This is a genomic window from Nocardioides sp. Soil777 (assembly GCF_001428425.1).
Classification (GTDB): Bacteria; Actinomycetota; Actinomycetes; order Propionibacteriales; family Nocardioidaceae; genus Nocardioides; species Nocardioides terrigena.
This window is the reverse complement of the sequence record NZ_LMSN01000003.1, coordinates 37,187-60,947: the sequence shown is the minus strand read 5'-3', so window position 1 is coordinate 60,947 and position 23,761 is coordinate 37,187. Positions and strand designations below refer to the sequence as shown.

Genomic DNA, 23,761 nt, shown 5'->3' with positions numbered 1-23,761 from the left:
CCGCGTGCACGGATCTGCCGAGATGAGTGCGCCTACCGTCGTCGACGGGCATCGGCGTTAGCAGCCGTCTAGTGACGCATGACCTCGCGGACGGAGACGCCATGCACTGGGTCTTCGGGACGAATCTGCATCTCATCGACAGCTGCTCGCAATGATGACCAAACGGCGCACGGCTCTGCAGATTCGGCCTGCTTACAGGCATCAACCAGCACGTCGACTGCCAGGCCGAGTTCGTTGTGATCGAGGTACTCGCTGACGTTGCGGTGTGTCGCTGCGTCGAGATGCAACAGGTCCCGGGCCGCGCCGAGATGTGCGGTTGTGCGGTCCCAAGATTCTTGCAACGGGTGCATCCGCCGAGTATGCGGGAAATCCCTACGGGAGCAACCGCGCCGAAAGGCACGCCTAGCACTTCGGAGAGCACTCATCTGTCGCTGATGGTGCGTGCGGAATTGCCGATGGGCGTACATCGGCAACGGGAGCGTCAGTCAGGAGCGCCCCGAACCAGGGTCGGCGCTCTTGTCGGTGGGTGGGTGCGGGTCGACCTCGCATCCTCGCGCGGCGTCACGGTGTCTCGAGCAGCACGCACTCCAGCAATGCCGGGCTGCAGCGCACCATCCGGTCCTGTCGCCTGTCGGTCACCCGGGCGACGAGGAACTGGTCGTCCTCGAAGGTGAAGGCGGTATTGACGAAGCGCCACCCCCGCGGCGGGGTGAGCACTCCCTCGCGCTCACCGTCGAGATCGCGGACCTGGATCTCCGCGTACTCAGGGACGTCACCCGACACCACGTCCGCCGGCGCCCACGCTACCCACTCCCTGGAGACGTCGGCGATCCCGAAGTTCGGCAGGTCCGCGATCGGGACCAGCTCGCCGTCCGCCGTCATGTCGGCGAGGTAGACGCGGCCGTCGCCCGCGACCCGGTTGTCTCCACTCGGGTCCCGAGCGTCGCCGCTGCCGTCGACGACCACCAGGCCGGCATCGGTCGCCTGCCAGACGAGCTGGCCGGGGGCGGTCTGCGTCAAGTCTACCGGTTCGGCGCCGTCGAAGGGGCGCCACAGGACGCCGACACCCCGGCCGCTCGCGATCACCCAACCGTCGTCGGTGACGGCTCCGATGCGGGTGCCCACCCCGTCGTCGTCGCGGACGGGAACCGGCACTGGCAGGCCCATCCCCTCACCGTCCGGAGCCGTCTCGAACCCGTTCATCTCGCCCTCGGTGGTGATGTAGGCGACGTACTCGCCGTTGGGTGACACGTCCGGCGGTTGCTCGAGGGCGACGCCGAGCTCGCTGGGCGCGTCGCCGACGCTCGAAGACCACACGAAGGGAGGCTTCGCCGCCACCCAGCCCTGCAGGGTCCCGTCCACCACGTCGAAGCCGGGGAACGACTTGTCGCCCACGTGCAGGACCCGCTCGAGGACGTAGGGCACCGTCGGAGGCCCCGTGGGCACTTCCCGTGGCAACGACTCGGTCGCGTCATCGGTGAACACCTCGGTCGGCTGCCGGGCCGGCTGGGACGTGCCGCCCCGATTGGATAGGACGCCCACCAGCGTGACGAGCACGATCAGCACCACGGCGGCAGCCGCAAGCGTCGGCGCCCACATTGGCCGTTGCGGTGGGCCCGATGGGAGGAGGGGCAAGGGTGGGACCCCCAATCCGTCGGCGACCTGGCGCAACTCGCGCGTCAGCGTGTTCTCGACGTCCTCGTGCACGTCAGGCCTCCTTCCCGTCGGGCTCTGCTCTGGTCTGGTCGTCGGAAACTTCGAGTGCGGCCCTCAGGCTCTTGAGGGCACGGTGAGCCGTGGACTTCACGGTGCCGCGCGAGCACCCGAGGGTGTCGGCGATCTCGGCCTCACTGAGCTGCTCGTAATACCGCAACACGATGACCGCGCGCTGCTGCGGCGGTAGCTGCCGGACGTGCGGCCATAGCGTCATTCGCTCGTCCGACGCCCCCGGCATCCCTGCCGTGCTGCCGGCCACGCCGGGCGCACGTCCCCACTCCGGCACCTCGTCGGTCAGCAGCTCCAGTCGGCGCCCCTTGGGTCGTCTGGAGGAAAGGAACGTGTTGGTAAGGATCCGCCGGACGTAGGCGTGCACCGAGTCCGAGGCGCTCACCTTCGCCCACGAGGCGTGCGCCTTCATCAGCGTCTGCTGGGCCAAGTCCTCGGCGTCCGCGTGGTTGCCGGCCAGCAGGTAGGCGCTGCGGTACAGCATCGCCCAGGACACGACGGCGTACTCCTCGAACGAGGGTGCCTGCGTGGCCGTCGCCGTGAACATGCCCCACTCCTCACCTTGCACCCCTGCGGTGCTGCCCCACCCCTCAAGACTCCCGGTGTCGGGAGAAGGTTGCGTGGACACGTGCGCGTTTTTGTCGCCAACACGGCCTGCGGCCACGAGTGCACGGTGGATCCCCAGCCCGCGATCAGCCCATCCGCACATGCCGATGTCCGGATGTCAGCCCGCTTAGTGTCAGGCCCGCGCTTCACGAGTTGTGGGACAACCCCGAGGACGAAGGCCGCTACACCTTCTGCTTGGCCGGGACCCACGGCAACCAAGCCCGCGCGCTGCTCTCGTCCGCTGCTCAGCGCACGTGGACCGTGAAAGCCGACTCGCACTTCGATGCGATCACTGCCTGCTACCAACACATGGGTTGGGGCACCTACACGACTGACCAGGAGTGGGATCGAATCACGTACGCCGAGCACGGGTGGACGTAGGCGACAACCATTCGCATCTGCCGCGGTGAGCTCGCACATCTGCCGATGTGCGTGCGTTGGGAACTAGATCTGAGCAAACTGCGTCCCATGACCATGAGGGACGGAGTTGTCGCGCCATGAAGGTCGTCCAGGCTTGCGTGGCGGTGGCGGCCGCTGCGTTCATCACGACCTGCCCATGGCCAGCAGGGGATGCCGCTGCGGGTTGTGTTGCGCCATACCTCGAAGACTCGGCGACCGGCGCAGAACCGCCTGTTCTGCGCCTGGGTTCTACTGTCACGATCGAAGGCGATGCCTTCGTTGATGGGTGCAACGACACCGGCTCGACGTGGGCGTGCTCGGCTGAGTCGGTGAGTCCCATGGAGGGCGTCGTCCTTCGGATCCAGCAGGGCGGTAGAGAATGGGAACTGGGCTCAGAGGATGCCTCCGATGGTGAGGCTCGCGGACACGTCGAGTGGACGGTGGACCTTCCAGAAGGCCTGATCCAGGGTCGAGCGACCTTGAAGGCGGAATCGAGCGATCCGCTGCGCGTGCAGGTGCGCTGACGCGGGATGCTGAGTGACCGCTCATGCCGCTGACCGAGCGTCCTGTTTCAGCGGAGGTCGCGCAGCTCGTCGTCGATCGTGCGCCACGTGAAGGCATGTTCTGCTGCAGCGCGGTGCCGTTCGCTCACGTCACCGAAGTATCGGCGCACTTCTAGCAATGCTTCAAGGAGGTGCCGCTCCTGCGGAGTGGGCTCGTCCATCGATCGCTCTCGGTCAGGGGGGTCCTATCACGGATTTGGCGAGAAGCGTACGCGCTGGCGACCTTGGTGCGAGTCTCGCCCCGCGAACGGCAGGGTTCGACCGTCGACTGCGAAGCGCACGCTCATGCAGCATGCCGCGCGCTCGGTCATGCCGACATTGAATTTGTGGACCTTACCGGGCAGTCCTTTCGTAACCCGCCGTTAGCCGAATGACGGCTAGACGTGCAGTGCTAGGGCACGCGATAGTGATCGTCAGTGCTCCGCAGCGACAATGGGAGTGGCGTAACGCGTTCAACTCCCCGAAGGAGGGTTGGCACGTGCCTCAACCATTCTCGCCGCCTGGACCTTTTACACAGCCTTCGGAACGGAAACCGCTACGAAGGCGAGGCGCTTGGTGACCGGCAGTGAGTCGGGCGTGTCCAGCGCCGCGACCGTGAGGTGGGAAGCCCGCGGAAGCGCGCCGTCACTGACCCATCCGATAGCGCCCGATGGACAGGTCGACGCTTTCTGGGGGCTGCTCTTCGGGCTCAGTTTCTACGTGCCCCTGCTGAGCGCCGCGACATTCTCTCCTCCGGCCAGAACGACGATCCATAAGTTTGCCGCCGTCGGCATTTCCGGAGAGTTCATGAACAAGATCCGCGACCGCGTCAGGCCCTCGACCAACACCGTCTTTGCCGTTGCCCCCCACGACGTGGCCGAGCGGCTACAGGACGAAGTCCTGCCGTTGCAACCGGACGAGTTCCTGTCAGCGGTAATGCAACTTGGTCGAGCCTTCACGGTGGAAGACTTGTTCGACAGCGAGCCGAATGAGAGCCGCACGCACGCCCGACTCGCTCGCTGGAACCCCTCACGGGCGTCAGCAGCAAACGTCCGCATCTGCCGCGATCCGAGCATCTGCTCATGCCGATGAGCGCGCTTGTGCCCCTGTTCGTGTCTGCCGGATAGCGCGCCACAACGACGGGCTAGGCAGGTCGCAGGAAATCGGTTACGTCGGGAGCGGGGGCAAAGCCAGCAGCCGCGTAGGTGGCGACGCCTCCCTTGTTTGAAGCTGGGGTGGCGACGATGGCGCTCGAAGAACCCATCTCCCGGAGAGCAGCGGCTGCCGCAAGCGTGATTGACGTACCGTGCCCGCGTCCAACATGGTCTCGGTGCACGCCCATGGGCTCCAGTAGGCCCTGCCTGCCTGGACCAGCGGACCACGCCGTAACGCCCGCCACTGCGACACCGTCGTCGTCGTAACCGACGAGGCACCGGGCTTCCCGGTAGGGAAGCCCCTTGGACATCGTGTGCCAGCGGTCCACCGTGAAGGTCGATGTTGCGAAAGCAGCACGCTGGACTGCCACCCGTTCTTCAACGTGGGACGGCCCGACGGTCTCGACACGCAGCGCCCCACTCTCGACGGCTTGGGTGAGGTCTCGGTGGAGCGGCGTCCAAGGCTCGTCCGGTAGCCATCCGTGAGCATCTAGCAATGACTGAAGCGCCTGTCCGAAGCGCGCCTCGACGGCGGCACTTCCTGCCCGCAGGATCCCCGTCGGGTCCTCCAAGTCCCGCACGAGCACTCGCGCAACATCCTCATCTTGGTTGACTTCCGGGGAGAGGGCCATGCGGATAACGGCTACCTCGTCGACTGGTACGTCCCGGTCCACGGATCCGACGGCGACAATCTCTTCGTCCCGGCTCCATACGCGCAGCGAATCTGCCAGCGTGTCGGGCCCGAATCGCCACTGCCAGCCGAGGTCGCCCGGGTGAAGCTGGACCGGCATCCCCTCTTGTTGCCACGAAGCCAAGACCCTCATGACAGGGCCCAGCCCATCTTGGGTCGGCGTCCGCACACTGATTCGCATGCGTTGATCCTGCCCCACCTCGAGGACAGGTGCAGATGGGTCAGTTGATGACGACGACATGCCGCTGATGGTGCGCGCATCTGCCGAGATGCGGATGGGCCTTGGGGTCGCAGGAGTCCGCGCTACTTGTGGGGGAGGCTGGTTCTGCCCGATTGCTCAAGGTTCCCCTGCCGAATGGCGTCTACCAGCCCACCGAGCAGTTGAGCCCGGTTCAGACATGTGGTCTACCGAGATGAACTCGTGATCCGCATGCGCCCCACCGCCTACTGCCCCTAGCCCATCTAGGGTGGGAATTCCCAGAGCAGCGGTGAAGTTGCCGTCGCTTCCCCCACCCACGGTGCGATTCTCAACCCCTGGGAGGAGTTGCGCGGCGATGGCGAAGAGTGAAGAGGCAGTCTCTTCTGGCATGGGAGGACGCGTGATGGAACCCCGAACGGTGAGCCCGGCTTCGTCAAGTTTCGGGGTGAGACTTGCAAAGAGGTGTTCGACTCGCTCGCGTTCGGCCTCGGTAGCAACTCGAACATCAACGAGAATGGTTGCACTAGCCGGTACGACGTTGTCGGTTGTGCCGCCAGAGATGACGGTAGGCGTAATGGTTGTGCCGACCTCTGGCGCGTTCGCCGAAGCGAGCACCAGTACCTGATTCGCCGCTTCGATCACTGCATTCACACCGGCTTCAGGTCCGAGCCCAGCGTGCGCGGCGCGTCCAGCAATTTCGATTCTGTACGTTCCGCAGCCTTTTCGACCGGTCTTCAGCGCACCTCCCTCGGCGGCTCCTTCCACAACGAGTACAGCGCCACACGCACGCGCTCGTTGCTCGATCAGGTCGCGGGACGTCTGCGAACCCGCCTCCTCATCTGCAGTTACCAACAGTTCGGCTCCGGATCGGTCTGCGAGCATTTCTAGCCCGTGGATCGCTTGTACGAGTCCCCCGAGCATGTCGAAGACTCCTGGGCCTGTTGCTTGACCGTCGACGACCGAGAAGGGTCTGCGCTCAAGAGTTCCTCGTGGGAACACCGTGTCGTGGTGCCCCAGTATCAGCACCCGGGGAGTCCCGCCTCCGCGCCAATGGACATGCGGGCCCGCCTCGCTTTCAACGAGTACAACCTCACCGCCCAGTCTGCGCTTGAGAAGTTCGCTGAGGACTTTGGCTGACGCCGCCAAGCCCCGAAGATCGCCGGACGGAGACTCCACCTCGACCAGACTCCGCAAGTCATTCAGCATCTGGGCCGTTCCTGGCGAGAGTGACGGGCTACGCGACATGGCCTTGAGCGTATCGACTGACCAGGACACGTCCGGATCTGCCGCGATCAGCGCGTCCACCTTGCGGATAGGAGGCAGGCAACGAGCCGGCAAGCGGACCGTGGGGCGGCCAATGCACGATGGAACCACGACCGGGTCGCCGCTGGTGCCCGATCACATCTCGATGCTGTGTGAGGATGCGAGCGTGGGCGTGCGAGATGACCTTCGAGCCGAGGTGAGGGACGTCCTTGGTCCGGCCGCTCGCTCCCACGGATTCAAGGGGACATCTCCCACGTGGCGTCGGTCAACGCCATCGGGCGACTGGGCCATCGTCAACCTCCAGTCCTCCAGGTCTAGCAGCGCGAGCTCTGTCCGGTGCGTCCTCAACACCTCTGTCGCTCCTGAACCGTGGCTGCGGTGGACCCGCGTGCAGACGGGGACTGCGATGCCGAAGGCGATTCCCGAGTCGATGGGGCTGTACAAGCAGCGGCTGTTGCCGTCCAACACGCCGGACAGCAATGACGGATGGTGGCAGGTCGACTCGCCTCGTCGCGTCCCTCAGGTCGTCGACGACATGCACGCACAGCTTGAACGGCAAGGATGGCCGGTGCTCGGTCGCCTACTCGAGCGCGATGAGATGTTGGACCGGATCCGGCAGGGCGACCTCGGCTTTTGGCGTAAGGAGAACGTCCCCGGCTACTTCGCCACAGCCGAGGCCCTCCTCCTCATGGATGCGGGCCCCTCCCGGGCGCTGGACGAGCAGCTCGCACTCGTACGCGCCACAAGCACCGCTGCACAGGTCGAGTCCGCAGACCGCTTCGTTCGATGGGTCAGACAACAAGCCGAGTCAGCGACGTAGCGCAGCGCACTCTGTCCTTCGTACGAGGTAAGGCTCCTACTCGCACGCGCGGCCAGCCATCCGGATCTGAACGTCCGCATCTGCCGCGATCCGCGCGCTCCTGTTGATGAGCGCTCACACACTTGGACATCAGAACGTGTGCAACACCAGCGCGGAGATACGGAAGGTCTCTGACTCACGAGTGATGAGATAGGACACGGACATTTGGTTGATCTCCGCACCGTCGGTGCGCTGGCGTGAGAACTTCCCGAAAAGCAATCCGGTATTGCGGTTCAACATCGACACATCACTCGCCAACGTCTTCGTGCTCGCGTATCCGGCCGCCGACATGGCATCCGCTTGCGTTTGCAGCCAGGCCTCGACCTCGTCCACGGTCTGGAGCGAGATGACGACGTCATCGGTCGTTAAGAGCAACGGAACGCCGTAGCGGGCAACTACGTCGCCGGGCCGGGATTCGCCGCGACCCAGGGCAGCGAAGGCGGCCAGGTACTCCGCGAACCAATCTCTTAGTCCCCTGTCCTCCACGTTCGGGACCCTAGCGCGTGACGTAGCCAGGGACCGTCAACGTCCGGATCTGCCGCGATCCGCGCTCGCTGATGTCACAGGTTCGGGGTGGCTCAGGGTGTTCCCCGATGGTCGCCACGATCTGCGTACCGAAGGCTTGGCACCATGGGCCACACCAGCGCATCGTTCACCACCACGCCGCTTCCTGCCCACGATCTGGGGCGCCGACCAGTCCTGACCTTCTGGTTGATCGCCGTGGCACTCGAAGTGCTTCTCGGGGTCGCCTTCCTGCTCAGCGGTGCCGACGCCGCTATCGAGGAGGGGTTGTCGCGCGCAGGCATCGACTTCGGCTCGGACCTGCTGACGGCGGGGCGTGTGGTCCTCGCCTACCCGGCAGCCCTGCTCGCCGTCACCCTCGCACTGGCACAGGTAGCCGCACCGGACCTCGCCGTGGTGCTCCTCGCCCGGATCCGACGCGCTCCTCGACTCCTGCGTTTGGTCGCGGTTCGGTTCCGACCGTGGTCCCGCGAGGTCGGAGCCCGGACGGGAGTCGGGATCTGGCTGGTGGTGATCGGAGTCTTCACCGCCTGCAACGTCGTCAGTGGACTGCTCCACCGCGCCTTCGTCCCCGGCGATCTCGTCTGGCAGTTCTCCTGGAGCATGCTTGCCCTCTTGCCCGTGGCCATGTTCCTCGACGCAGGCGCACTCCTCGAAGAGAACGGATGGCGAGGCTTCGCTCTACCGGTCCTCCTGCGCACCCACGGCCCGATAGCGGCCTCAGTGATCGTCGGCCTGGCATGGGCTTCGTGGCACTACCCGGTGAAGTTCGACGCGTTCCTCGACTACGGCCTATGGGGAGCGCTTGCCTACCTCGGCGCGTTCACGATCAAGATTGTCGCCATCTCGGTGGTCATGACCTTCTTCTGGGCCCGTGCCGGACAGGCAACACTGCTCGCGGTCGCGATGCACGGGTTGTCGAACGACGTCGCCCGCATCGGCGGACTCGTCGACGGACCGACGTGGCAGACCTCGGCAGTCAGCGAACTGAACCTCGCGGCACCCTTCATCGTGCTTGCAGTGGTGCTCGTTACCTACGCGAAGCGAAAGGGTTGGGGTGACCTAAGGGCACTTCCGGACTGCTCAGCACGGTGAACGTCACGTGAGCCCGACTCCCGACGAACGTCCGCATGTGCCGCGATGTCGGCAACAGGCCCTACCCCCCGATTCGGGATTCTCCCGCTAGGCCGCCTCGATCCTGACTAGCCTGCGATGCATGCCGACGGAAGGTCTCGAGCTCGTCGTCGTCGCCTTCATCGCCGGGGTCGCGCTTGGCCTCTTCGCAGAGTGGATTCGCCGAGCGGTCGGCTTGGTCCCAAGCAACCTCATCGCGGTGCTGACCATGGTCGCCATCGCTATCACCTACACGCGAGACGACTCCGGGGAGATGGGGGCAGTCCTAGGTCTGTTCGGAAGCGGCTACGCCCTCGTCTCCTGGCGCTGGCGGAGGGCGCGACCCGGAGGAAGCCAGTGAAGGTGGGGACTCACACGCCTTTCGCAGGCGCCCGTACCGCCTGCCTCCACGCGCGGACCTCCTCAACGGGCGCGGACGTGCCGAGTTGAGGATGTTCGACTAGGGCGTGTAGTCCTCTGACGCCCAGCAACCGAGACGGCCAAGCCGCTCGCCGACCTCGCCCCATGTCGGAGCCTCCACCGCTCGGACTCGCGCTTCGAGCCATGCTCGCAGCGTCTCCTGGTCGAAGGTGTCCAGCGTTACCACCAGATGATGTCGCGGGTCGTAGAGCCCGCCTCGCGCCTGGCATTGCGCAGCGAGCCGCTCCGGGGCGCAGACGGTGACGTCGAAGGACTCCTCGCCTGGGGCGTTCGGCGGACCCACGATCATCCGCGCCAGGAGAGAAAACGCGGCGGGGTCCCCCGACAGACTCGACAGGCATAGACGGCCGCGGCCCGGTTGCACGCGCGTCGGCATGACTCGTCCTTCGGAAGCGCGATTACCACCAGCACGCTCGAGCAGGCTCGACGGTCAGCCTTGGCGTACGGCGGCGAATCGAGCGGATCCCGTGCAGTTCCGTGTGGCAACGGTGAGAGTCCCCACCACACGGGTGGGAGACGTCGTGAGCAGCTGGGCGCCGAGGAAGCCCCTCCCGAGGCCAGGGTCGCCGCTGCGGACCACGCGGGCTGCCGCTCCGTTGCTGGGCAGCCGTACGCCGCGGGGTAGACGAGCGGTCGGGAGGGTCGCCGCGCCCTCGCAACGGACGTCGGCGACACGCAACGCCCGGACGACGAAGTCGCGCGTCACCTTGAAGCCGACGGTGCCGTCGGCCGACTCGTAGCGGCCGGGACGGGGGCGCTGCGCCTCGACCCGCCTCACCTTCACGGGCCAGCGGGTCGTGCTGCGAGCGACGTCGAAACGGACATCGCGGGCGGTCAGCCGGAGCTGCGAGCGCCCGGGACGCTCGGCGGCGACACGCACCACCACGGGACGCTCACGCCGGGCTTCGACGGCCCCGGTCGAGGTCTTGGCCGCCCGGACGTCCTTGCCCCTGCCCGCGACGGTCAGACCCTTCCGGGCGCCGACCCGCGAGGACGCCGTCACGATCACCGGGGTGCTGCGGCCGGCAGCGACCACGAACTCCTCCGCAGCCGGGGCCGCGTCCACCGTCACGTCGGCCATGAGGGGCGAGGCCGGCCCGTCCACGATGTCGCCGGTCGTGTTCGTGTCGAGCGTGTAGAGGCTTGCCTGGATGCAGGTGAACTCGCTGGCGATGTCGTCGTTGTCGTAGTCACGTTCGACGCTCATGGTGTGGCTGGAGTCCTGGGGGAGATTGGGCCAGCTGAAGGCGACCAGGGTCTCGCAACCGTGCGGGTGCCGCCGTCCGAGGGCCCAGGTCACGGAGACCCACTGCCCCTCCGGCACCGGACCGCCCAGGGTGGCGGACAGTTGGACGGTCCCGGTCACGACATCGCCGCGGAGACTCGCCGACTCGAGGGTGCGCCACGGATCGGTGACCTTCGGGTGGTCGAGCCTGTGCTCGGTGGCACTTGCCTCCACGCCGATGACGGCGGCCGCCGCGTCGTCCGCTCTCACGGGTCCCACGAGCCTGTCGGTGAGCATGCCTCGCGACGTGATCGAGACCTCGAGGCAGGTCGGCGTCGCGCCGGGCGTCTCGCCCTCCTCCGTCGGGAAGTTCATGCGCATGATCGAGACCGTGTTGTCGTGGGAGGCCTCGCTGGTCCGCTCGACGAAGGTCGTGATCGGCTCGCAGCTGGTCGGGGTCCGGCGTCCGGCCACCCACGTGAGCTCGATCGTCTCCCCGGCCGGGATGGGGCCGGCCAGCTGCGCCGAGGCCGCCCACGTGTTGAAGGCCGTCTCGGTCTCCATCCCGCCCTGGACGAGTGTGCGCCAGGGCGCATTGGCCGACGGCATCCCGACCGCGTGCGTCGAGGTGACGCCCTCAAAGGCGACGGCCGCCGGCGCGGGACTCACGGGACCGCACAGCACCAACATGAGAGCGCCGAGCAGTGACAGGACGATCCCCCGCATTTCCATCCGCGGAACGTACACCAGCCATGTAGAGGGCTGTCCCGGCCAATGCACCAGGCGTGGTCAACGCGATCGTAGGTCTCGTAGGACGTCCGCATCTGCCGCTGTCAGCGCACGGTCGTGCCGACGTCAGCACGGCCATTGTCGAGAGTCGGATGTTCGGGGCGGCGCATGTCAGGCCTCTGCCCGTCAACGAAGTTGAACGTCTACCTCTGCTGCGACCTTTTCGACCATGGAGGTGAGCCGGTCGACGCGCGCGGGCATGGTGTCTCGGTAGTTGGCGATAGTGAGCAGGCCGGGGCCGGCGAATGCCCACGCGCGGGCGCGGGTCCATGTCTGGTCGTCGACCCCGGATGCGAGCCGGAGCACTGCCCGGGCAGGGGCATCGAAGATGCTCCAGGCGTAGAGCAGGTCCACGGACCGGTCGCCGACGCCGATGCCGCCGAAGTCGATCACTCCCGACAAGAGCCCGTCCGCGTGTGCCAAGAGGTTCTCTTCCGACAAGTCGGTGTGCACCCAGCAGGGTGCCCCTGTGGCTGCCGGAACGTCGCGAAGGCGCCGCCATGCCTCGCGAACACGGCTGGGGTCGAACAGGTCCGCCAGCTCAGCAGCCGCGTGCTCGGCCCACCGATCGATGGTGTCGGTGACCGGGTCACCGCACCGGTACCCCCAGCGCTCAGGTCCCGACGGGACATCGGAGGCGTCGATCTCGTGGAGGGTCTGGAGGAACTGACCGAGGGACTCAGCAAGCAGCAGCTGTTGAGAATCACCCAGCGCGAGCGGAGGGTCTCCGGCCACCCAGGACACGACCGCCCACGGCCGGGGAAAGGTCTCACTGGGCCGACCGGTGGCAACGATGTCTGGGACGGCAGTCGGCAGGCGTGGTGCGAGGCGGGGCAGCCACTGCACCTCGTTCTCCAAGTCGGCCACGTAGTCGTCCGACCGTGGAAGACGGATGGCCAGCGCCTCACCGATGCGGAAGACCCAGTTGCTGCTCCCGGACGAGGGGATCATCCGGATGCGCAGGTTGGCCAGATCTGGAGCCTGGTCGCGCAGTAGCCGGGTCACCATGCTGGGGTCCGGGACAGCGGTGCCCGACGCGGTGGAGTATGGGCTCACAGCCGGACAAGATCATCGAAGCCCGCGGGGACACAACCGGATTCCGTGTGACCGCTCATGCCGCGATCCGCTCGACCGGATCTGTAGCCGACGAGAGTGAGTCCGTGGGGGCTCAGCGCTCGCACCGGAGCTCGCGCTCGGCGACACACACATCCCGCCCCTGGTCCCCGTCGGCACTGTCACGCCCCTGGTTGCCGAGCAGAACGTCACGACCCGGCCGGCCGCGCAGCGTGTCCCGCCCCTGATTTCCGCGCAGCACGTCTGCACCCGAACCTCCGGAGAGTTCGTCGTGGCCACTTCCACCGAGCAGCACATCGTCGCGGGGACGACCTTGCAGGACGTCGTTGCCTGCGTTCCCGATCAGTCGATTCCGTCCGAGCCACCCCTTGATCTGGTCGTCACCCGACCCGCCACGCATCGTGGCCTCACTCACACAATCGAACCTCGGTGCCCCTTCGGCAGAGGATCCGCTGAGATAGTCGTCCCCACCCTTACCCATGAGGTGCACGTGGCAGCCCGAGGCCAGCAGGGAGTTGTCCTGACTGTTGCCACGGAGGATTACGCGTGGTGCGACTGCTAGGACACGGTTGAAGCCAGTGATGTCGGCCGCCACTCTGCCTGCCACGACGATGTGCTCGTCGACCTCGATCTCCACGTCATGGTCGGCGCTCCACACTTGGATCAAACCGCCGGAGTAGGCGCCAAGTGGGCCCGTCGACGCGTCGGTCACCTGCAACAGGACCGTGGTGGCGTCTGCCACGTTGTCGTCGGCACCGTTCGCGTGCACGTCGCCCTGGGTGGGACCACCGACGTTACCGACGTAGTGGTCGAGCCCAGTGCCTAGATAGACGGTCCGTAGCACCCACGTCGGGTTCGACGCAGAGGCGTCGACCACGTCATCGCCATCCCCCGCGAACACGAAAACGCTCCCGTGATCAGACGACGACACGCAGACGAGGTCGTCGCCTGCTCCGGCGTCGGTTAGGGATGAGGCTCCGGTGACGATGACGTCATCACCCGGCGTGCCCTGAATGTCCGGGCCAGTGCCGACGATCGTGGCCGGCCTGCCCTGGCAGGTCTCACCCGCGGCCGTAGCAGGCACCGAGACCAGCAACGCACCGCCGAGGAGCGTGGCGACGGTAAGCACTGATGAGCGATGGAGCACGATTCCCCCTGATGAGCCGGGTGCCGCAAGATCGAGCGCAATGCTGCTAGCGGTGCCGACGGGCTGGTTGAAGTTTCTGGTGTGACGAGCGCAAAGCAGGATTGGTTGTGGCGCACCCCGAGATCAGACGAACGGTGACGCTCCGCCACTCAGCTATCCCCCGATGGTGGTGGGCCGTGTCCGTGACGGTACGTCGCATGCGACGGTCCTTGCCAAGACGCGTCGACCTCATGGTTGGTTGTGGGCGTTCGTCGGGTTGCGAGAGTCGAGCGGCGCTGCCTCGACCGTCCCGCAGACGCCTCTGCGAACATCCGGATCTGCCGCTGATTGCGCGGTTCTGCCGATGTGCGCCTGGCTCCAATGGCGCGCATCTACGGTGAGTACATGAGTGCTGAGGAGCGCCAACTCACCGTCGCGGAGGCATACGAGGCCGCCTACCGCTTCGTCTGGCAGTACGCCGAGCGAGAGCCCAGCAACGAGGCGCTGCAACTTCTCCTGGTGAGCATGGAGCCGACGGACGAAGCCCACCGGACCAACGACCCGGCATCATGGCCGGACTGGGTCGCGTGTGTGTCCGACGTTGGACGGACAGCATTGCCGCGCCTCCCCCGGGCATAGGCCAACGTCCGGACATGCCGCGGACAGTGAGACTCGCGGAATGCCGATGAGCGGATAGGTTCGAGTGTGCTCGTTCAACTCTCCGGTGTGCCGGGCTCAGGCAAGTCCAGGCTCGCAAGATCCATCGCGGAGGCCACAGGCTTCGTGGTTGTAGACACAGACGTCTTGAAAAGTTCGATCGTCGGTTCTGGTGTACCCGTAGCAGCCGCAGGACCCGTGACGTACGGCGCGGCATTGGCGCTTGCTCAAGACCTGTTGGAGCAAGGCAGGACTGTTGTCCTGGACTCGCCATGCAGGTATCAGCAACTGCTGGATTCCCGTCGCCGTAAGGCTGGCGCCCTCGGGGTTCGCTACGCTTTCATCGAACTGTGGGTTCGAGACTGGTCGGTCGTGCTGGGTCGCCTCGACGAACGGTCCCCCAGAGTTTCGCAGGTGGCATCGGCAACCGCCCCCGTTCCCGGAACTGACTGGGAGTTCGGCACCCCCAAGGCGACCCTCGAGGCTTGGCAGGACCAACTAATCCACCCAGAGCATGACTGGCTTCGACTCCATGCTGAGGGTGCGGCGGAGGACAACCTGAGCACAGCGCTTCGATACCTCGGTCCCGACGAGTAGGGGCCGGACGGCGGCTACGCCCGCCCGAATCTGTAGCCGCGATGCGCGCGGGTCTCCCGATGAGTGCTCGATTGAAGGCCCGGATCCCTACACTCCGGAATTCGCAGGTACTGACCAGTCGGACCACACGGCGCAGACTGTGCGCGCTCCCTCCGTGGCCGCGTTCGCACGAAGATCGCCCCCGCACCCATCCGCCGCTGATGGCACGTCGTGACCAAGCTTCTGAGCTGGGCGCGACCGTGGCTGCGGCCGACCGCCCTCGGGGACGCGCACCTCGCCGCTCCTCATAGGCAGCACGGCGGCACCTCTGCGAACACCACGTCGGGGGCCTTCCCCGGTCCTTCTTCACGAGCGGCGACCCGCATCGAGGACAGGTGTCAGGTGGCAGACATCTAGCCTCAGGACGGAAGTCGGTCGAATCACCCGAGCACGAATCGATCCAGCGCCCTCCGCCACATGCGGGCTATGACGCCGTTCATGGTGTGGTGCAGCAGGAATATGGCCAGCTTGTCGCGTATGCGAACTGGATTGGTGCTCCACTCGACGTGAAGCCGGCTGCCTCCCTCTCCATGCGGTTCGATCCGCATGAATCCGTCTCCGGGGTCTCCGTGATTGGTCTCCAACTCCGTCCACCGGATCAGACGGGGGTCGGACCAGTCGTAGCGGGCGACGACCCAGAACGGCGAGTGCGGCGACCCTTCCCGCGCCACCGCCCAGGTGTCACCAAGCTCCATGACCTCGTAAGTCTCTGGGTCGAGCGTCTTGCTCCAGATCCTGGGCCTGCGATCCGTGAAGTCCGTCATTGCCTCGAGCACCTGCTCGGGCGACGCTCGCGTGACCAGGTCGAACTTCATCTCACCCGCGCCTCGCACACGTGCGCTCCATGTCGACAGGCTAACGATCCAGATTTGTCAGGCGCAACCATTCGTCGTCCCGGCAGACGTGGTGCGAACGTCGTACGGATTGCCTCGGCGTTTGGAACACTCGCGGCATGAGATGGAGCGGCGTGGTCGAGCCGGACTACTTCCAGTTCTATGCGAAGCGAGAGGGAGCGCCGTGGCTCTCCGACGTGACCGATGAGACCTACCGGCATCGCCTGTGGAGTGACGGTGGGTTCGTCGTGATCGGCACGTTCCGCAAGTTCGGAACGACACCACTCACCCTGCACGTCGTCGCGGACGAACCTGATCCTCCTTCAGAGGATTGGCAGCATGTCGCAGAGGTGTCGCTCGAGGGTGGCGGCCCCTTGGAGATCTTGAGCTGGCCCGGGGACCACGGGCCGAGGTCCAAGCATGAGATCCCAGCGGGATCCGTGCGGCTGCGCGTCCACTGGGGAGGTCTCGTACCCGGGCTGCCCGAAGGGATGTACGAGCAGGGGAACAGCGACGAGCAGCTCGCTCTCGTGGTGTGGCCTGCTCCGATCGCGCCGTTCGCCGTCCTCCGGGAATGGGATTCCTGGCCTTGGTAGGCATCTGATCGCTGCACCCCGATACGAGCCGGTCATCGCGCCCTCGACGGGGTTGCCGAAGGCCTTCTCCTGGCCGGCACCTTCGTGGACGAGCGGGACGGCGCGGCCGGCCTGGCCGTCGACGGCGAGGACGAGCTCGAGGTCGAGGTCGTCGGCATTGGCGAGAACGCCGGCGCACGGCGGCGGAGCTGCCCCACGAGCACCGGAAGCGTGAGGACGATTCCCGTGCCTGCGACGGCGACCAGTCCGCCGCGTGGACCCGCCACCGCCGAGAGCGGACCGACCAGCAGCGAGCCGAGCGCGATGGCGCCCACGTTGAGCTGGTCGTAGATCCCGAACACCCGGGCCAGCGTCCCGCTGTCGGTCCCGCGCTGGAGCAGCGTCACCGCAGCCACCTCCGCCACCAGGGTCGTGCCACCGGCGACCGCGACGAGCGCGACGCCGAGCGCGGATGCGCCGACCGCGCCCAGGACGACGAGGGTGGCGCAGAAGCCGAGGAGGGTCACGACCAGGACCGCGGAGGTCCGGTCGCCGCGGGTGCACCGGTTGACGACCAGCATCGACGCCAGTGCCCCCGCGGTCAGGGTGGCGTTGAGCAGACCGAGCGGGCTGTCGCCCTCCGGCGCTGCGTCGGCGAGCAGCACGATCACCACGACCAGGTAGCCGTAGAGGAAGTTGTCGAGGACGGCGAGGCTCATGGGTCGGCGGATCTCGGGCCGACGGGCCACGGTCGCCACCCCGGCGACGAGGTCGCCCAGCCAGCTGGTCGGCTGGGACCGCACCGGTCGGTGGAGTCGCACGGGCGCGGCGACGGTGCCGGCGACGACGAACAGGACAGCAGCGACGAGCACCGCGCCTTCCGTCCCGGCCCCGGCCAGGACGAGCAGCCCGAACACACCCGGCCCGCCGATCCAGGTGACGTTCTCGACACAGGTGACGAGCGCGTTCGCCGCCGGCAGGTCGCGGTCCGGCACGCACTCCGGCGTGGCAGCGGCGAGCGAGGGGTACGACGGTGTCGCGGCCACCGCGACCAGGGCGGTGACGCCGACCATGGCGGCGACCGGCCAACCGACGGCCGTGCCGATGACGAGCCCGAGCGCGAGGCCCGCTCGCACCCACGCGGCGCCGGCGAGCACGGCGCTGCGCGACCGGCGGTCGGCCAGGACACCAGCGAGCGCGGAGCAGAGGGCGTACGGCGCGAACGCCAGCGCGACCGTGACGGAGACCCACACGCCTGACCCGGTCTCCACCAGGACGTGGACCCCCACCGCGAGGGTGAGGACGAGCTGCCCGACCGTGGCCAGCCCGTGAGCGAGGCAGAGCCGGCGAAATGGCCCGCTCGCCAGCGCCGACCGGAAGCCCGGGGCGTTCACCTGTGGACCTCGCGGAGGGGCGCGAACCCGTTGAACCCGACGGATGAGTACGTCGTCGTGTAGGCGCCGGTCGCATGGATACGCAACCGGTCGCCCACCCGCAGGTCGAGCGGCAGCTGGGGCCGGTGCTGCTGGTAGAGGATGTCGACGCTGTCGCACGTCGGTCCGGCCAGGACCACATCTGCGACCCGTCCTCGGAGCGGGCGCCCGTCGCGGTGTGCGGTGATCCGGTAGCGGATCGCCTCGCCCATCGTCTCGGCCAGCCCGGAGAACAGCCCGACGTCGACGTACACCCAGCGCCGGCCGGCGCGCTCGGAGACGAGGACCACCTCGGTCTCGAGGGTGCCGGCGTCGGCGACGAGCGCACGACCCGGCTCGGCCATGAGCGGCGGTACGTCCGGACCGAGGGAGCGCCCGACCGCCGCCATGATCGCGTTGCCGAACGACGACACGTCCGGCGTCGGATCGGCGCCGTGCGCCGGGAAGCCTCCGCCGAGGTCGACGACGGCGAGGTCGGAGCCACGGGCTCGGACGACGCCACGGAGCCGGGTGGTCGTCGCCAGCGGCTCGTCCCACGCCGTGACCTCGTGCTGCTGGCTTCCGACGTGGAAGCAGATGCCCACCGGGTGGCCGTGCGTGACCGCCCGGGCGAGCAACCGGCCGGCCGTCACCTCGTCACAGCCGAACTTCTGACCGAGTGCCCAGTCGGCGCCGGCTCCGCTCGTGGCGATCCGTACAAGCAGCGTGGCGCCAGGTGCCAGGTCGATCAGCTTGTCCAGCTCGGCGTCGCAGTCGACGGAGAACTGGCGCACGCCGCGGGCGTGGGCGTATCCGATGTCGAAGGGCTTCTTCACGGTGTTTCCGTAGGAGATCCGCGCGGGATCGGGGTCGACGGCGAGGACGACGTCGATCTCGCCGGGGCTGGCGACGTCCCAGCAGGCGCCCTCGTCGAGGAGCGCGTCGAGCACCGGCTGGGACGGGTTCGCCTTGACCGCGTAGTGCAGGTCGACGCCAGGTAGCGCGGCATGCAGCTGCCGGTAGGAGTCGCGGACCGTTCCCAGGTCGACGGTGAGGATCGGCGTCGTCGGAGCGCTCGTCGGGCCGACGCGCGGCTCGGCATGACGCCGCTGCCGCGGGGTCGGGGAGAAGGGCGGGGCGATCGTCACCGGCGGCTCCTTGTGGTTCGTCGGCAGCCCGCGCACGGGGAGCCGTCCTGCCATAGAGGAGTCGGCGGGGCAGGCGGTGATACCGCCGCTGTGCCAAGCCGGTGCGATGGACGAGGAGGTATTTTCGCGGGTGGCGGAGCGCCACCGGCGGGAGCTGCACGTGCACTGCTACCGGATGCTCGGGTCGTTCGAGGACGCGGAGGACACGGTGCAGGAGACGTTTCTCCGTGCGTGGCGGCGGCGGGAAACCTTCGAGGGGCGCTCGACGTTCCGCGCGTGGCTCTACAAGATCGCCACCAACGCCTGCCTCGACCTGCTCGAGAAGCGGCGGCCCAAGCCGGCGACCGGCGGTGAGGTGCTGTGGCTGCAGCCCTACCCGGACCGGTTGCTCGACGAGCTGGCTGCGGTCGACGCCGACGAGCCGGAGGCCCTCGCGGTCGCGAGGGAGACGATCGAGCTGGCCTACCTGGTCGCGGTCCAGGCTATCGCGCCGCGACCGCGGGCCGTGCTGATCCTGCGCGACGTGCTTGGCTGGCCTGCCAAGGACGTGGCCGAGCTGCTCGGCGACTCCGTCAACTCCGTGAACAGCGCGCTGCAACGGGCCCGCGCCGGCATGCGCGAGCACCTGCCCGTCGAGCGCCAGGACTGGACCGGCGACGAGGACGACGCGGACAACCGCGAGCTCGTACGTCGCTTCACCGAGGCCAGTGTGGCGGCCGACGTCGACACCATCGCCTCCATGCTGCGCGACGACGTCCGCTTCGCCATGCCGCCCACGCAGGGCCTGATCGTGGGGCGCGAGGCCGTCATCGCTGACTGGGTGGCGGGCGGCTACCCCGAGATGGCCGGCCTGCGTTCGGTCGCCACCTCGGTGAACCGGCAGCCCGCCGTGGGCTACTACATCTGGCAGGAGCGAGACGGCGCCTACGTCCCGCTCACGATCGACGTGCTGCGGATCAGCGGCGGCAAGATCACCGAGGTCAGTATCTTCGACCGCGACCAGTTCCCCCGGATCGGACTCCCGGAGCGCCTGTCGGCGGGTGAGTCGGCATGAGGCGCCGCATGGTGGGCCTGGTGCGGACCGGCCTGCTCGCCACGCTCGCCGCCGTGACGGCCACCACGATGACCGCCGCGCTCGCCAGGGCCGTCGGCGTCGTGTTCGAAGTGCCCGACGGAGGCGAGACCATCCCGCTGTCGGGAATCGCCTTCGTGACCGGTGTCTTCTCGGTCGTGGGCATCGTGATCGCGGCCGCCCTGCTCCGGTGGAGCTCCCACCCCAGCGGACACTTCGTGCTCACGACGGTGGCGCTGACCGCCGTGTCGCTGGTCCCGCCGTGGCTGATCGGGGCCTCAGCGTCCACCAGCGTCACGCTCGTCCTCCTGCACCTCGTCGCCGCGGCGCTGGTGATCCCGGCCGTCGCGGGGAGCCTGCGAGCAGCGAGCTCCGCCACCGCCGGGCTCGACCCTGTGCGAGCCGGAGAGCCTTCCCGGTGACGTAGCCGCGGGTTGCCGCGTCACCTCGGTGGGCGCCACGGATGCTCGGCTGTGGTCGACGAGGTGGGACTTGTCCTTCGTTGGCCGAGGAGGACCTCGTGCATCAGGAGGCTCGCTGGTCGAGGTGCGTGGCGAGCCTGCTGTAGAGCACAGGATCGTCGTGGTGCCCGACCAGGAGGCTGGCGAGTACCTGGAGACGGCGCAGGTCTCGGCAGTCGGCGAGTCGGGTCCGGTCGATGGAGCCGGCATACGCGGCGAGGGCGTCGTCCGTGATCGTCATCGACGCCAGGTCCCACTCGACGGGACCGACGCAGACATCCTCGAAGTCGGTCCACAGCGGGCCGGCCGGGGTCATGAGCACGTTGCCGGTGTGGGCGTCTCCGTGGAGCGGACGGCGCGGCCAGGACAGCGCCGACGGAACCAGCTCGGCTGCCGCACGATGAAGGGTTGGGTCGGAGGAGACCGCCAGCGCCGTGGAGATGTCCGTGAGCGGCCCGACGAGTGGGGGCAGGTAGCCGGTGTAGGACCCGAGTGCTTCGTGCAGCGGTCCCAGCACGGTCCCGAACTCCGCGGCGGACACCTCGGTCGAGTCGTGGTCGGCCCAGTGCCACAACGACACCTCCAGCCCGTCAGCGATGTGTGGTCCGGGGTCGTGCCACGGGGCGACAAGGGGAACCCCCGATGCGGCGAGGTGCCGAGCGACTGACACTTCACGTTCGAGCCACGGCCACGGGTCCGGACGCAGCTCTCGTCCGACGGTCACGACACGGGTGACAACGGCCGCGGGCCTGAGTCGTACTCGGACGCTGTAGCCCTCGGCGATGACCTCCGGGTCGTCGGCTGGGAGTCCGCACGCCCGAGCGCACGTGACCGAGGCCGACACCGCCTGTGCGGTGCTCGGGACGCTGAGGGCTCGGGTGCCGCGCTGCTCGCCGGGACTGCCCTCCATGAGCTCACCCTGTCAGAACGGGTCGCGGGAACCCATCGCCTCAGCGGGCGATCTCTCCACGCCGCCGATGTCCCCCACCTGAGCCGCGCCCGGTCAGGCGCCGTCCTCGGTCAGGGTCGTGACGGGCAGCCAGTCGGCTCCGAGGAGCTGGGCGAGGTCGGCGAGGCCGGTGGTGTCGCCGCCCACGGTGTCGGAGGCCGCGGCGATCCGCTCCACCATCACCTTGCCGACCTGCTCCTCGACGGTTCCCTCGGCATACGCGATGTGCCACGGCGAGACCTGGTGGTCGCGGTGGGTGCGGCCGGTGACCTGCCGTCCGGCGATGCCGGAGAAGCGGGCCTGGTGGAAGACACCGACCCGCGGCTCCGTGCTCGCACGGTGGCCGTCGGCGAGCGTCTCGCCGGAGTGCAGGCTGATCGAGGCGACCGTGGTGAAGACGCAGACCTTGGCCTGCCCGGTCTGGAACCGGAGCCGCTCGGCCTCCGGATCGAACCGGTCGCGGCCGTAGATCGTGGCGACCTCGATGCCGGAGTCACGCAGCCGGTCGGCGATCGGGTCGGCGGCGGTCCCGACGAACTCCACCGAGCACGCCACCTGTCGCTCGGCCTCGACCTGCTGGGCGATCCAGGCGACCGTCGAGTCGACGCGGATCAGCCCGGCCTTCTGCCGGAAGCGCAGCAGTGCGGCCCGACCCTTGGCGACGTTGCGGCCGCGCCGGGCGATGTCCATCTCACGACAGAACTCGCCCCACTCGGCCTCGTACGCCGTCCGCTCCGCCGGCGTGAGCGCCACCGGCATCCCGGAGATCGGCACCGGCCCCCACGGCGCCGCCCGGTGCAGCATCGCCGGGGGACGCTCCTCGTCGAGCCAGCCGCGCACGAGCTTGAGGTCCGCAGCGCGCCGCGCCGGATCGGTGGTCCACGTCGCGCCGTAGCGTCCCCGCTCCACCCCGACGCCGTGTCGCTCGAGCGCGGTGGCGAACGTGTCCCCCGGTTGCGTCGCCGAGGTCCACTGCTTCATCGACTCGCCGAGCACCTGCGCGTACGCCGGTGCGAGATAGGGCAGCTCGAGCGGCGTGTGCCCGGGCGTCGCGGTGGTCGCGATGACGAACGGCGCCGTGTCGTGCGGCTTCCAGTGTCCGGAGATCTTCGCCCAGAGCTTCCACCGCTTCGTCGTCGTACGTCGCAGGGCGTGGGCCTCGTCCGCGATGATCACGTCCCAGGTGTGGTCCGTGACCTTCTCCAGCCGGTCCCACGTGATCACGACCCACTCCAGGCCGCCGTCCCCCAGCGCCGTGATCGTGCGACACCAGTGGCCGATCGTGATCGCGGCCGGCCGGTCGGCCACGACGAGCACGCGTCGCGCACCGCGGAGGTCGCCCACCGCCGTCGCCCCGAGGACCGCGGCGATCGTCTTGCCGACGCCGGGCTCGTCGGCGAGCAGGAACTGCCGTCCGCCCGCCGCGGCGCGTGCCGCGATCGCGTCGGCTGCCTCGAACTGGATCCTCCGCGGCTCGAGGTCGTCGGTCGGCTCGGGGCCGGGCGTCGGATCGTCAGGATTGAGGGTGTTCTCGGTGAACCGACCGAGCGTGTAGGACCCCGGGGCATAGGGCGCGAGGTGTGCGGGCAGGGTGCGTCCGACGTACAGGTGGGTCTTGACGGCGGGGTGCCACGCGGCGCCGTCGACCTGCGTCCCGTACGGCACGTCGAGCACCCACAGCCGCTCCCCCGGCCCGGCGACCGGCAACGGCCGCTGCTGCTGCCGGGTGCCGCTCCGGCGCGCGGACGTGCTGCGTCCACGAGCACCGGATCGTCCACGACTGGCCACCCCCGGACGCTACCGAGGTCTCCCCCTCGATCAGAGCCGGCTCGCCCAGCTCAGGAACCGACGACCCGGAACTCGTGCCGGACGGACACACGGTCGGGGTCGTGGGGACGCACCTCGACACTCAGCACGCGTGCGTCGACGCCCGCACCGACAGGGGCGAACGCGAGCGCCTGCTCGAGGACCTCGGTCACGCGCGCACGCCCCACCAGGAGCTCGTCGGACGGCACGTCGGCAGCCATCAGGCGTAGCACCGCGACGCAGACCGCGTGCACACCGATCTCCTCTGCCGGGTCGTATCCCAGCACGGGATCCTTGTCGTCGGCCGGCTGACGCACGGCCAGGCGCACGGTGGCGTCGACCAGCACGACCCGGTCGTCCTGCGCGACCAGTGGGCTGCCGGAGAGGACGTAGTCCCGGTCGCGAAGGTCGACGGGCCCGGACGAGTGACGTGAGAACAACCCCATGCGTCCATGCTCCCCCGAAGCGCGGGTTCCAACCCTCG

At 68.1% G+C, this 23,761-nt stretch carries 27 protein-coding genes; 10 read left to right on the top strand and 17 right to left on the bottom strand.

Annotation, left to right across the window (positions count from 1 at the left end):
* Window positions 1-68: 68 nt before the first annotated feature.
* The 3 genes from ASG88_RS22445 to ASG88_RS04655 form a co-directional block, all read right to left on the bottom strand.
* A complete protein-coding gene (locus tag ASG88_RS22445) occupies window positions 69-350 on the bottom strand; it encodes a hypothetical protein (RefSeq protein WP_082599914.1) in 282 nt (93 codons plus the stop codon).
* Window positions 351-561: 211 nt separating this feature from the next.
* Entirely contained in the window at window positions 562-1,569 is a 1,008-nt protein-coding gene (locus ASG88_RS22905; protein WP_056886269.1) for a hypothetical protein, read from the bottom strand.
* A gap of 139 nt (window positions 1,570-1,708) precedes the next feature.
* Window positions 1,709-2,272 carry a SigE family RNA polymerase sigma factor gene (locus ASG88_RS04655; protein WP_056886268.1) on the bottom strand — a complete coding sequence of 188 codons (564 nt, stop codon included), beginning with the start codon at window positions 2,270-2,272 and terminating at the stop codon, window positions 1,709-1,711.
* A 556-nt stretch (window positions 2,273-2,828) separates the two neighbouring features.
* Between ASG88_RS04655 and ASG88_RS22900 the strand changes: the two genes are divergently transcribed.
* Window positions 2,829-3,254, top strand: coding sequence for a hypothetical protein (locus ASG88_RS22900; RefSeq protein WP_157559556.1), 426 nt, complete (start codon window positions 2,829-2,831; stop codon window positions 3,252-3,254).
* Window positions 3,255-3,301: 47 nt separating this feature from the next.
* Here ASG88_RS22900 and ASG88_RS22895 read toward each other — a convergent pair whose 3' ends face one another.
* Window positions 3,302-3,454 carry a hypothetical protein gene (locus tag ASG88_RS22895; RefSeq protein WP_157559555.1) on the bottom strand — a complete coding sequence of 51 codons (153 nt, stop codon included), beginning with the start codon at window positions 3,452-3,454 and terminating at the stop codon, window positions 3,302-3,304.
* Window positions 3,455-3,848: 394 nt separating this feature from the next.
* Between ASG88_RS22895 and ASG88_RS04645 the strand changes: the two genes are divergently transcribed.
* The gene (locus tag ASG88_RS04645; RefSeq protein WP_056886267.1) at window positions 3,849-4,364 is read left to right on the top strand and encodes a DUF1269 domain-containing protein; all 516 of its coding nucleotides are present in this window, start codon (window positions 3,849-3,851) and stop codon (window positions 4,362-4,364) included.
* Window positions 4,365-4,416: 52 nt separating this feature from the next.
* On the opposite strand, the gene ASG88_RS04640 is transcribed toward ASG88_RS04645, so the two are convergent.
* Entirely contained in the window at window positions 4,417-5,298 is an 882-nt protein-coding gene (locus ASG88_RS04640; RefSeq protein ID WP_056886266.1) for a GNAT family N-acetyltransferase, read from the bottom strand.
* A 156-nt stretch (window positions 5,299-5,454) separates the two neighbouring features.
* Entirely contained in the window at window positions 5,455-6,621 is a 1,167-nt protein-coding gene (locus ASG88_RS22430) for a M20 family metallopeptidase (RefSeq protein ID WP_235534729.1), read from the bottom strand.
* On the opposite strand from ASG88_RS22430, the gene ASG88_RS22425 reads away from it, so the two are divergent.
* Window positions 6,560-7,399 (top strand): DUF4304 domain-containing protein, encoded by an 840-nt coding sequence (locus ASG88_RS22425; RefSeq protein ID WP_082599909.1) that lies wholly within the window; start codon window positions 6,560-6,562, stop codon window positions 7,397-7,399. The two genes, ASG88_RS22430 and ASG88_RS22425, sit on opposite strands and share 62 nt — an antisense overlap.
* A 129-nt stretch (window positions 7,400-7,528) precedes the next feature.
* On the opposite strand, the gene ASG88_RS04625 is transcribed toward ASG88_RS22425, so the two are convergent.
* Complete coding sequence (locus ASG88_RS04625; protein WP_056886263.1) at window positions 7,529-7,924, bottom strand: hypothetical protein; 396 nt, start codon at window positions 7,922-7,924, stop codon at window positions 7,529-7,531.
* Between the two features lie 144 nt (window positions 7,925-8,068).
* Here ASG88_RS04625 and ASG88_RS04620 point away from each other — a divergent pair, with 144 nt between their 5' ends.
* Window positions 8,069-9,055: a CPBP family intramembrane glutamic endopeptidase gene (locus ASG88_RS04620; RefSeq protein ID WP_056886262.1), complete on the top strand. Its 987-nt coding sequence runs from the start codon at window positions 8,069-8,071 to the stop codon at window positions 9,053-9,055.
* 121 nt (window positions 9,056-9,176) lie between these two features.
* A complete protein-coding gene (locus ASG88_RS04615; protein ID WP_056886261.1) occupies window positions 9,177-9,434 on the top strand; it encodes a hypothetical protein in 258 nt (85 codons plus the stop codon).
* A 99-nt stretch (window positions 9,435-9,533) separates the two neighbouring features.
* Here ASG88_RS04615 and ASG88_RS24175 read toward each other — a convergent pair whose 3' ends face one another.
* From ASG88_RS24175 to ASG88_RS04595, 4 genes are all read right to left on the bottom strand, one after another.
* Window positions 9,534-9,890: an Imm8 family immunity protein gene (locus ASG88_RS24175; protein WP_056886260.1), complete on the bottom strand. Its 357-nt coding sequence runs from the start codon at window positions 9,888-9,890 to the stop codon at window positions 9,534-9,536.
* A 54-nt stretch (window positions 9,891-9,944) separates the two neighbouring features.
* The gene (locus ASG88_RS04605; RefSeq protein WP_157559554.1) at window positions 9,945-11,471 is read right to left on the bottom strand and encodes a hypothetical protein; all 1,527 of its coding nucleotides are present in this window, start codon (window positions 11,469-11,471) and stop codon (window positions 9,945-9,947) included.
* 183 nt (window positions 11,472-11,654) lie between these two features.
* Window positions 11,655-12,479: an aminoglycoside phosphotransferase family protein gene (locus ASG88_RS04600; protein ID WP_200956343.1), complete on the bottom strand. Its 825-nt coding sequence runs from the start codon at window positions 12,477-12,479 to the stop codon at window positions 11,655-11,657.
* Between the two features lie 217 nt (window positions 12,480-12,696).
* On the bottom strand, window positions 12,697-13,731 hold the full coding sequence (locus tag ASG88_RS04595) for a calcium-binding protein (protein ID WP_056886258.1): 1,035 nt from the start codon (window positions 13,729-13,731) through the stop codon (window positions 12,697-12,699).
* Window positions 13,732-14,133: 402 nt separating this feature from the next.
* On the opposite strand from ASG88_RS04595, the gene ASG88_RS04590 reads away from it, so the two are divergent.
* Window positions 14,134-14,367, top strand: coding sequence for a hypothetical protein (locus ASG88_RS04590; protein WP_157559553.1), 234 nt, complete (start codon window positions 14,134-14,136; stop codon window positions 14,365-14,367).
* Between the two features lie 66 nt (window positions 14,368-14,433).
* Window positions 14,434-14,982 (top strand): AAA family ATPase, encoded by a 549-nt coding sequence (locus ASG88_RS22420; protein WP_162259807.1) that lies wholly within the window; start codon window positions 14,434-14,436, stop codon window positions 14,980-14,982.
* A gap of 419 nt (window positions 14,983-15,401) precedes the next feature.
* Here the strand turns inward: ASG88_RS22420 and ASG88_RS04585 are convergent, their stop codons facing one another.
* Complete coding sequence (locus ASG88_RS04585) at window positions 15,402-15,836, bottom strand: SRPBCC family protein (RefSeq protein WP_056886256.1); 435 nt, start codon at window positions 15,834-15,836, stop codon at window positions 15,402-15,404.
* Window positions 15,837-15,973: 137 nt separating this feature from the next.
* Here ASG88_RS04585 and ASG88_RS04580 point away from each other — a divergent pair, with 137 nt between their 5' ends.
* Window positions 15,974-16,450, top strand: a complete 477-nt coding sequence (locus ASG88_RS04580) for a hypothetical protein (protein WP_157559552.1) — start codon at window positions 15,974-15,976, stop codon at window positions 16,448-16,450.
* A 32-nt stretch (window positions 16,451-16,482) separates the two neighbouring features.
* On the opposite strand, the gene ASG88_RS04575 is transcribed toward ASG88_RS04580, so the two are convergent.
* Both ASG88_RS04575 and ASG88_RS04570 read right to left on the bottom strand, forming a co-directional pair.
* The gene (locus ASG88_RS04575) at window positions 16,483-17,823 is read right to left on the bottom strand and encodes an MFS transporter (protein WP_056886254.1); all 1,341 of its coding nucleotides are present in this window, start codon (window positions 17,821-17,823) and stop codon (window positions 16,483-16,485) included.
* Complete coding sequence (locus ASG88_RS04570) at window positions 17,820-18,989, bottom strand: type III PLP-dependent enzyme (RefSeq protein ID WP_200956342.1); 1,170 nt, start codon at window positions 18,987-18,989, stop codon at window positions 17,820-17,822. Before ASG88_RS04570 ends, ASG88_RS04575 begins: the two co-directional genes overlap by 4 nt.
* Before the next feature lie 106 nt (window positions 18,990-19,095).
* On the opposite strand from ASG88_RS04570, the gene ASG88_RS04565 reads away from it, so the two are divergent.
* Both ASG88_RS04565 and ASG88_RS04560 read left to right on the top strand, forming a co-directional pair.
* Complete coding sequence (locus ASG88_RS04565) at window positions 19,096-20,043, top strand: RNA polymerase subunit sigma-70 (protein ID WP_056886253.1); 948 nt, start codon at window positions 19,096-19,098, stop codon at window positions 20,041-20,043.
* Window positions 20,040-20,483: a DUF6069 family protein gene (locus tag ASG88_RS04560; protein WP_056886252.1), complete on the top strand. Its 444-nt coding sequence runs from the start codon at window positions 20,040-20,042 to the stop codon at window positions 20,481-20,483. The genes ASG88_RS04565 and ASG88_RS04560 overlap by 4 nt, the downstream gene beginning before the upstream one ends.
* Window positions 20,484-20,586: 103 nt before the next feature.
* On the opposite strand, the gene ASG88_RS22415 is transcribed toward ASG88_RS04560, so the two are convergent.
* From ASG88_RS22415 to ASG88_RS04545, 3 genes are all read right to left on the bottom strand, one after another.
* Window positions 20,587-21,432 carry an aminoglycoside phosphotransferase family protein gene (locus ASG88_RS22415; RefSeq protein ID WP_082599904.1) on the bottom strand — a complete coding sequence of 282 codons (846 nt, stop codon included), beginning with the start codon at window positions 21,430-21,432 and terminating at the stop codon, window positions 20,587-20,589.
* Window positions 21,433-21,525: 93 nt separating this feature from the next.
* A complete protein-coding gene (locus ASG88_RS04550; protein WP_056886250.1) occupies window positions 21,526-23,259 on the bottom strand; it encodes a hypothetical protein in 1,734 nt (577 codons plus the stop codon).
* A 50-nt stretch (window positions 23,260-23,309) separates the two neighbouring features.
* Window positions 23,310-23,723: a hypothetical protein gene (locus tag ASG88_RS04545; RefSeq protein WP_056886249.1), complete on the bottom strand. Its 414-nt coding sequence runs from the start codon at window positions 23,721-23,723 to the stop codon at window positions 23,310-23,312.
* Between the last annotated feature and the right edge of the window lie 38 nt (window positions 23,724-23,761).

What these genes read in the sequence shown, in the direction of transcription:
- ASG88_RS04585 (WP_056886256.1), bottom strand. Translation starts at nt 15,836, where the DNA reads ATGAAGTTCGACCTGGTCACGCGAGCGTCGCCCGAGCAGGTGCTCGAG.
- ASG88_RS22445 (WP_082599914.1), bottom strand. Translation starts at nt 350, where the DNA reads ATGCACCCGTTGCAAGAATCTTGGGACCGCACAACCGCACATCTCGGC.
- ASG88_RS04580 (WP_157559552.1), top strand. Translation starts at nt 15,974, where the DNA reads ATGAGATGGAGCGGCGTGGTCGAGCCGGACTACTTCCAGTTCTATGCG.
- ASG88_RS04600 (WP_200956343.1), bottom strand. Translation starts at nt 12,479, where the DNA reads ATGATCCCCTCGTCCGGGAGCAGCAACTGGGTCTTCCGCATCGGTGAG.
- ASG88_RS04615 (WP_056886261.1), top strand. Translation starts at nt 9,177, where the DNA reads ATGCCGACGGAAGGTCTCGAGCTCGTCGTCGTCGCCTTCATCGCCGGG.
- ASG88_RS04565 (WP_056886253.1), top strand. Translation starts at nt 19,096, where the DNA reads ATGGACGAGGAGGTATTTTCGCGGGTGGCGGAGCGCCACCGGCGGGAG.
- ASG88_RS04640 (WP_056886266.1), bottom strand. Translation starts at nt 5,298, where the DNA reads ATGCGAATCAGTGTGCGGACGCCGACCCAAGATGGGCTGGGCCCTGTC.
- ASG88_RS22425 (WP_082599909.1), top strand. Translation starts at nt 6,560, where the DNA reads ATGGCCTTGAGCGTATCGACTGACCAGGACACGTCCGGATCTGCCGCG.
- ASG88_RS22900 (WP_157559556.1), top strand. Translation starts at nt 2,829, where the DNA reads ATGAAGGTCGTCCAGGCTTGCGTGGCGGTGGCGGCCGCTGCGTTCATC.
- ASG88_RS04655 (WP_056886268.1), bottom strand. Translation starts at nt 2,272, where the DNA reads ATGTTCACGGCGACGGCCACGCAGGCACCCTCGTTCGAGGAGTACGCC.
- ASG88_RS04545 (WP_056886249.1), bottom strand. Translation starts at nt 23,723, where the DNA reads ATGGGGTTGTTCTCACGTCACTCGTCCGGGCCCGTCGACCTTCGCGAC.
- ASG88_RS22415 (WP_082599904.1), bottom strand. Translation starts at nt 21,432, where the DNA reads ATGGAGGGCAGTCCCGGCGAGCAGCGCGGCACCCGAGCCCTCAGCGTC.
- ASG88_RS04605 (WP_157559554.1), bottom strand. Translation starts at nt 11,471, where the DNA reads ATGGAAATGCGGGGGATCGTCCTGTCACTGCTCGGCGCTCTCATGTTG.
- ASG88_RS04620 (WP_056886262.1), top strand. Translation starts at nt 8,069, where the DNA reads ATGGGCCACACCAGCGCATCGTTCACCACCACGCCGCTTCCTGCCCAC.
- ASG88_RS04560 (WP_056886252.1), top strand. Translation starts at nt 20,040, where the DNA reads ATGAGGCGCCGCATGGTGGGCCTGGTGCGGACCGGCCTGCTCGCCACG.
- ASG88_RS24175 (WP_056886260.1), bottom strand. Translation starts at nt 9,890, where the DNA reads ATGCCGACGCGCGTGCAACCGGGCCGCGGCCGTCTATGCCTGTCGAGT.
- ASG88_RS22895 (WP_157559555.1), bottom strand. Translation starts at nt 3,454, where the DNA reads ATGGACGAGCCCACTCCGCAGGAGCGGCACCTCCTTGAAGCATTGCTA.
- ASG88_RS04590 (WP_157559553.1), top strand. Translation starts at nt 14,134, where the DNA reads ATGAGTGCTGAGGAGCGCCAACTCACCGTCGCGGAGGCATACGAGGCC.